Here is a 7,261-nt window from a genome sequence, read left to right on the forward strand (position 1 = left end):
CACTACTAACGGAGTCTCTGTTGATGTCCTTTCCTCCAGGTACTTAGATGTTTCAGTTCCCTGGGTTTGCTTGAAACCTCCTATGTATTCAGAAGTCTCATACCTTCTCTTGATAACCGGAAATCCAAAACCTCTTCGATCGAAATCTAAAGGTCAGGAATCTTCCATTATCTGGTCGAACCCCACACCGCAGTCTTTCGACTGAGGTCTTGGAGTTCCGGCTATCGAAGGTGGGTTTCCCCATTCGGAAATCCGCGGATCAAAGCTTCTTCGCAGCTCCCCACGGCTTATCGCAGCGTAGCACGTCCTTCTTCGCCTCTCAGCGCCAAGGCATCCACCGAACACCCTTAAGGCACTTGATTGCTCTCATTATCAATGTCCACACACTCGGCAGAATGTTGTCTGCAGAATTGCCAAGAAACCTAAGCCTCTAAGGCACGCGCCCTCGATGAACGCTATCTGCAGCCGGACAATGATTAGAAAGACCAGCTTGCTTCGTAAGATCGTTCCGATAGCGAGGCGGTCAAGCTTCGCTAAAAGGATCATTTACAACTCGCATGTCCTTCAGACGCGACCTTGTGGGCCACACTGAAAGGCGCGCGAGCGCCGAAATGATCCGGAGATAATGAAGTCTCGCGCAGAAACCTTCTGCACGATCCAACTCGGATCGATCTCCTCTTTACGATGTCAGAAATCACGCAACCTGCTGTCTATCCAGACTAGCAGGATGCGAAGTGATGTTTCGCGGACGATTTAGGTACACAATTTGTCGGCAATCAAACCATCTGGTGGAGCCAGACGGGATCGAACCGACGACCTCATGCTTGCAAAGCACGCGCTCTCCCAGCTGAGCTATGGCCCCGTAACCAGAAGACGAATGCTTACCCGATGAGTGTGGTGGGCCTGGGAAGACTTGAACTTCCGACCTCACGCTTATCAAGCGCGCGCTCTAACCAACTGAGCTACAAGCCCCTAACGCATATCCCGTCAAGGACCAGGGATCCTGCGCATACAGGCCCAGCGCGTGTTCGTCCGCGAAGAAAGAGAAACGTAGACGGCGAAATCCCGCCAATGCAGCTCAACGATCCTGACGACCGTTGGCCACTGATGTTTCTAAAACGGTTCGATAGAAGCAAGCTTCTGAAGAACCATCCTTAGAAAGGAGGTGATCCAGCCGCAGGTTCCCCTACGGCTACCTTGTTACGACTTCACCCCAGTCGCTGACCCTACCGTGGCCGGCTGCCTCCATTGCTGGTTAGCGCACCGTCTTCAGGTAAAACCAACTCCCATGGTGTGACGGGCGGTGTGTACAAGGCCCGGGAACGTATTCACCGTGGCGTGCTGATCCACGATTACTAGCGATTCCAACTTCATGGGCTCGAGTTGCAGAGCCCAATCCGAACTGAGACGGCTTTTTGAGATTTGCGAAGGGTTGCCCCTTAGCGTCCCATTGTCACCGCCATTGTAGCACGTGTGTAGCCCAGCCCGTAAGGGCCATGAGGACTTGACGTCATCCCCACCTTCCTCGCGGCTTATCACCGGCAGTCTCCTTAGAGTGCTCAACTAAATGGTAGCAACTAAGGACGGGGGTTGCGCTCGTTGCGGGACTTAACCCAACATCTCACGACACGAGCTGACGACAGCCATGCAGCACCTGTGCTCCAGGCTCCGAAGAGAAGGTCACATCTCTGCGACCGGTCCTGGACATGTCAAGGGCTGGTAAGGTTCTGCGCGTTGCGTCGAATTAAACCACATGCTCCACCGCTTGTGCGGGCCCCCGTCAATTCCTTTGAGTTTTAATCTTGCGACCGTACTCCCCAGGCGGAATGCTTAAAGCGTTAGCTGCGCCACTAGTGAGTAAACCCACTAACGGCTGGCATTCATCGTTTACGGCGTGGACTACCAGGGTATCTAATCCTGTTTGCTCCCCACGCTTTCGTGCCTCAGCGTCAGTACCGGGCCAGTGAGCCGCCTTCGCCACTGGTGTTCTTGCGAATATCTACGAATTTCACCTCTACACTCGCAGTTCCACTCACCTCTCCCGGACTCAAGATCTTCAGTATCAAAGGCAGTTCTGGAGTTGAGCTCCAGGATTTCACCCCTGACTTAAAAACCCGCCTACGCACCCTTTACGCCCAGTGATTCCGAGCAACGCTAGCCCCCTTCGTATTACCGCGGCTGCTGGCACGAAGTTAGCCGGGGCTTATTCTTGCGGTACCGTCATTATCTTCCCGCACAAAAGAGCTTTACAACCCTAGGGCCTTCATCACTCACGCGGCATGGCTGGATCAGGGTTGCCCCCATTGTCCAATATTCCCCACTGCTGCCTCCCGTAGGAGTTTGGGCCGTGTCTCAGTCCCAATGTGGCTGATCATCCTCTCAGACCAGCTACTGATCGTCGCCTTGGTAGGCCATTACCCTACCAACTAGCTAATCAGACGCGGGCCAATCTTTCGGCGATAAATCTTTCCCCGTAAGGGCTTATCCGGTATTAGCACAAGTTTCCCTGTGTTGTTCCGAACCAAAAGGTATGTTCCCACGCGTTACTCACCCGTCTGCCGCTGACGTATTGCTACGCCCGCTCGACTTGCATGTGTTAAGCCTGCCGCCAGCGTTCGCTCTGAGCCAGGATCAAACTCTCAAGTTGGACTTGAACTTTGAACCGGCTGATCACAACGTTTGACGAGGTCCCACCATTTTTCATCGACCGAAATCGACGAGCTGCCTGCGATTCACATCGCGGGCAACGATGGTGTACCTTTGAAACGTGTACCGCCGAAGTCTTTCGTCCGGTCCCGATCAGAAAAGCCGAAGCTTTTCAGATGCGAGACCCGCAAGGACTCCGCCGTCCACGTTTCTCTTTCTTCATCTTCACTTGTCAAACAGCCCGGGACCAGGAGGCCCCAACCTTCCAGAGTGGAAGGGTTCCGACACCCTTACCGACGACGAATGAACTCCAACCGATTTGTGTCGGCTGTTGTGCACTCAACAAGGTGAGGAGCATCAGTGGCGCGTTCGCTCGCCTTGGTCAGTGACCCGGCGGCGCCGCGCTCAGTGGTCGGGTTATAGGCCCCCCCGCCCGGGATTGTCAACGCCCATCGTCAACAAATCGTCGCACAGCGGATCGTCAAAAATAATCCAGCGATTCCAGTCGATTAGAAGACCGTGGAAGCGGTGGGGCGAAGTCGCTCGGCAAAAAATCTGAAAAAAGTTTGGCCCCCGAGGGGCTCGGAAGCGGCTCGGGAGATGCTCCGGACGGGGCCCCCGGTAGAAACGCCGCAAGCAGCTTGCGGCGCCCCTCGGCGCAAGGCCCCTGCGCCCGGCCGTTCAGGAAACTTTTTCCGTATTAGGCGCCGTACTAGAGCCACAATCCCGCGGCGTTCTGATAAGAGACAAGCTTGAATCGCGGGATGCCAGTGGGGGCTGCCGGCGATTTTCATGGGGTCCAGAGAAGGCGATCTGATGATGACGCAGCCTTCTTCGGACATTCGAAAGACATCGAGAGATCTTCACCTGCCTTGCTGTTCGTAATTTCGGCCGGGCCCTGATCGGGGCCTACTGAGCGCGAGCACCTGTGCGGCACGGCTTTTTCCGCGATCCCCCCGCAAGAGGGCGACCAGGGAGAGGTTCGAGGCGAAGGGTCTCGGGTCGTTGATTTGGGGACTTGGATTGGGGGACTTGGGTTGAACCAGAGGACGTCGCGCGGCGCTTATGGGCGTGAGACCGGGATCATCGATCTCGGCCACGAGCCGCCGTTGTCCGTCGACGGTTCCGAGGCCGCGGTCATCGATCGCCGTCGCGTCTCGGTGCAATGGTTCAGCGGCACAATTCTGACCGGACTCTGCGGCGCAGCCCTGATCGGCGGCGCCGTTTTCGCATCTCTCGACGGCGAAATGACCTTCGCCAAGGTGCCGGAGCGGGTCGAAGGCGCGCTACGTGGTGCATTCGGAGCTGCCGATCGCGCCGCCACCCTGCACAAGAGCGACCGCCTGCCGCCGCCGAACGACTCCACCGCGTCTCGCAACATCGTGCGCGTCTCGACGGTCGCCCGCGTCGGCAACCGCGACGTGATGCGCGTGCGTCCCTTCATCCGGATCGCCGGCAATCTGTCGATGACGACGAGCGACCTGTCGGCGAAAATCCCGCCGTTCAACGCACAGCGCATGCTCACCGACGTCGGCTCCGATCCGAAAACCGCGACCGACGATCCGAACAATCCTGAAGCCGTCGAGCCCGACGCCGAGGTCTCTTTCGTCACCAAGGACCTCTCGCCGGTGCTGCCGAAGGCCAAGATTTCCGCGGTTGTGGCGCTCGACGACATCCTGATGCGGGTGCGCGATGCCGCCAATTGGCGCGGCAATGGCGGGGTCCGCTACGCGTCTCTTGCCAATGCCACCGCCGACATCGCCGGCGCAAGCGGCCCCTCCGACATGAAGATGGCCTACGCCACCGAAGTGTCGCCGTCCGATCCCTATGCCGGCTTCGAGACCCGCGTGGTGCCGGAAAACGTCACGCTGCTGCCGAAGACCAAGGAGCAGATCACCGGCGGCAATCCCAACGGCGAGCGCGTCCATTTGGTCAAGAAGGGCGACACAGTCGCGTCCGTCCTGCGCGACCTCGGCGCCACGGCTGACGAGATCAAATCAATTACTGCGACGCTCGGCCCCCGCGGCCGCGACGGCGGCCTGAAGGAGGGCGAGAAACTTCGCATCCTGATGGCGCCCGCAAGCCCCGGCGCCCGGCTGCAGCCCTATCGCGTCGTCGTCGCCAACGACACCATGGTCGAGGCGATCGCGGCGCTGTCCGATCTCGGCAAATACGTCGCGGTCGACGTCTCCAGCATGAACACCGTCGCGGACGCTGCGGCCAACGCCAACAGCGACGACGATGACGAAGATGACGGCAGCGGCGTGCGGCTCTACCAGAGCATTTACGAGACCGCGATGCGCAATAAAGTTCCGATGCCTGTCATCGACGACATGATCAAGATCTACTCCTACGACGTCGATTTCCAGCGCAAGGTGCAGCCGGGCGACTCGTTCGACGTGTTCTACGCCGGCGAGGACGAAGGCGTGACGGCGACCGACAAGAGCGAGGTGTTGTTCGCCTCGCTCACGGTCGGCGGCGAAACCAAGAAATACTACCGCTATCAGAGCCCCGACGACGGCGTCGTCGACTACTATGACGAGACCGGCAAGAGCGCGAAGAAATTCCTGGTTCGTAAGCCCGTCAACACCGCCATCATGCGCTCCGGCTTCGGCGGTCGCCGCCATCCGATCCTCGGCTATGTGAAGATGCACACCGGCGTCGATTGGGCCACCGCCTACGGCACGCCGATTTTCGCCGCCGGCAACGGCGTGATCGAAAAGGCCCAGCTCGAGGGCGGTTACGGCAAATACGTCCGTATCAAGCACAACAACGGCTACGAGACCGCCTACGGCCACATGTCGGCCTTCGCCAAGGGCATGGAGCCCGGCAAGAAGGTGCGGCAGGGCCAGGTCATCGGCTTCGTCGGCTCGACCGGCCAGTCGACCGGCCCCCACGTCCACTACGAAATTCTCGTCAACAGCCGCTTCGTCGACCCGATGCGCGTGAAGCTGCCGCGCGGCCGTTCGCTCGAAGGCCCGATGCTGTCAGGTTTCGAGAAGGAGCGCGACCGGCTCGACGGCATGATGAGTGGCCGGGGCGGCGCGATCGCCCGCATGTCGGATGCGACGGGTGGGCCGCTCCAGGTCACCAACCGGTAGCCCGCCCGATCGTCAGGGAACCGACCGAAGCCCCAGGCGTCGGCTTCAAAACCTTCCGTTCTGCATTCGATCTGGTTGGAACCCGCCGGGGTCCGGACTGGTTGGTTTCCCACGACAGGCAGGGGCTGAATGGAGGATGTCATGGACAATTGGACGAACGCAAAGCTGTGCGACGTCGCAAACCTGATCCTCGGCGCGTTCCTGTTCTTCTCGCCTTGGATGTTCGGTTTTGGCGCCGGAGCGGCCTCACAGAACGCATACATCGCGGGCATCGTGATTGCGATCCTGGCGATCGCGGCGCTGGCGGCCTTTGCGGTGTGGGAAGAGTGGCTGAATCTGATCGTCGGCCTTTGGACGCTTGTTGCACCTTGGGTGCTCGGCTTCCAGGGGGCCAAGACGGCAATGACCATCCACGTCGTGGTCGGCATCGCAGTCGCCGTGCTTGCCGCCATCGAGCTCTGGATCATGTCACAGAACCCGCCGCGGCTGACCGCAAGCCGCTAGCAGACTGCGCCCCGCCCGCCCACATGCGGGCGGGGCCACGATCGGAGCGGCGCTACGACAACGCAGCTGCGCGCACGATCACGAAGACGATTCCGATCGCCGTAAGACCAAACGAGACGGCCATGAGCGGCAGCAGGACGTCGATCGCGGCATCGGTGCCGTGAAGCGTTGCACCCCAAACCTTGAAGTCGCCGGCTTCCCAATCATGCAACGAGGGCTGCTGGAGATGGAGCTCATCGGACACCTGGCGCCTCCAGACCCGCGACAATATCCACGGAATCCCCGCCGCGACCAGGAACAACAGGCTGACAAACGCGAGCAACAGGCTGACATCGCTGCTGCGATCGAACAGTACCCAAGCCATCAGCGCGAACCAGGCGACAAGGCCGACGGCGGCACCGTAGATCTTTGGATGAAGCTCGTCGAAGGCAGGTCGGTTACGGGAGACAAGATCCTTGTTCATGGCGATACCCCACGCTCGCGGAATTCGCCGGGAACCCGTGGCAAATGCCTTTGCAGCCGACAGGAACAATCGGACGCGACGTCGGTCAACTCCGACGCCGGATTGGTGCGTCCAACGGCGAATCCATGTGGGGCAACCTGCGCCGGTCACAGCAGTTTCATTAAATATCACCAAGAGGAGGACAATCCATGCAGCGCCTCTCACGTGACGACGTGGTCAAGGCCGTTAGCAGAGCTGATGACGTCACGATTGCACAGATCATCGGAACCGGCGCGACAGTCGAGGAGCTTGCCGAGGCCCAGGCATGGCTCGCCAACGACGAGCCCATGATCAACGACCTCCGTCCGCTGGCGCAGGGCCGGGTGCGCGAGCTCGTGGATATCCTTTCGGAGCTCGAGCAGGAAGGCGACGAGGAAGGCCCGGCCGATCCCGGCTCTGCGTCCGCAGTCAGTTAGAGCGTTAGCCGATCAGGTTGCAAGTACCCTGCGGCCACGAAGTAGTTTGTGGATTCTGCGGGCGTGTAGGTGTCGACGATGCGACCAATAGC

The 7,261-nt window shown here is 59.5% G+C and carries 4 protein-coding genes, 2 tRNA genes and 2 rRNA genes (1 of these 8 cut by a window edge); 3 read left to right on the forward strand and 5 right to left on the reverse strand.

From position 1 onward, the window contains the following. The 4 genes from ABID59_RS04500 to ABID59_RS04515 form a co-directional block, all read right to left on the reverse strand. Nucleotides 1-362 (reverse strand): 23S ribosomal RNA (locus tag ABID59_RS04500) (it extends 2,511 nt beyond the left edge of the window). 424 nt (nt 363-786) lie between these two features. Continuing rightward, nucleotides 787-862, reverse strand: a tRNA-Ala gene (locus ABID59_RS04505). 33 nt (nt 863-895) lie between these two features. Continuing rightward, nucleotides 896-972 (reverse strand) — tRNA-Ile (locus tag ABID59_RS04510). Between the two features lie 186 nt (nt 973-1,158). Further along, nucleotides 1,159-2,647: ribosomal RNA gene (locus ABID59_RS04515) — 16S ribosomal RNA — on the reverse strand. Together the 16S and 23S rRNA genes with 2 tRNA genes alongside form the textbook arrangement of a ribosomal RNA operon. Nucleotides 2,648-3,683: 1,036 nt before the next feature. On the opposite strand from ABID59_RS04515, the gene ABID59_RS04520 reads away from it, so the two are divergent. Further along, nucleotides 3,684-5,747 (forward strand): M23 family metallopeptidase, encoded by a 2,064-nt coding sequence (locus ABID59_RS04520; RefSeq protein ID WP_148751720.1) that lies wholly within the window; start codon nt 3,684-3,686, stop codon nt 5,745-5,747. A gap of 141 nt (nt 5,748-5,888) precedes the next feature. Beyond that, on the forward strand, nt 5,889-6,251 hold the full coding sequence (locus tag ABID59_RS04525) for an SPW repeat protein (RefSeq protein ID WP_354082556.1): 363 nt from the start codon (nt 5,889-5,891) through the stop codon (nt 6,249-6,251). 52 nt (nt 6,252-6,303) lie between these two features. On the opposite strand, the gene ABID59_RS04530 is transcribed toward ABID59_RS04525, so the two are convergent. Further along, a complete protein-coding gene (locus ABID59_RS04530) occupies nt 6,304-6,714 on the reverse strand; it encodes a hypothetical protein (protein ID WP_354036960.1) in 411 nt (136 codons plus the stop codon). A gap of 188 nt (nt 6,715-6,902) precedes the next feature. Here ABID59_RS04530 and ABID59_RS04535 point away from each other — a divergent pair, with 188 nt between their 5' ends. Next, nucleotides 6,903-7,169 (forward strand): hypothetical protein, encoded by a 267-nt coding sequence (locus tag ABID59_RS04535; protein WP_148751717.1) that lies wholly within the window; start codon nt 6,903-6,905, stop codon nt 7,167-7,169. The last annotated feature ends 92 nt before the right edge of the window (nt 7,170-7,261 follow it).

This window comes from Bradyrhizobium sp. S3.3.6 (assembly GCF_040546905.1).
Lineage (GTDB): Bacteria > Pseudomonadota > Alphaproteobacteria > Rhizobiales > Xanthobacteraceae > Bradyrhizobium > Bradyrhizobium cytisi.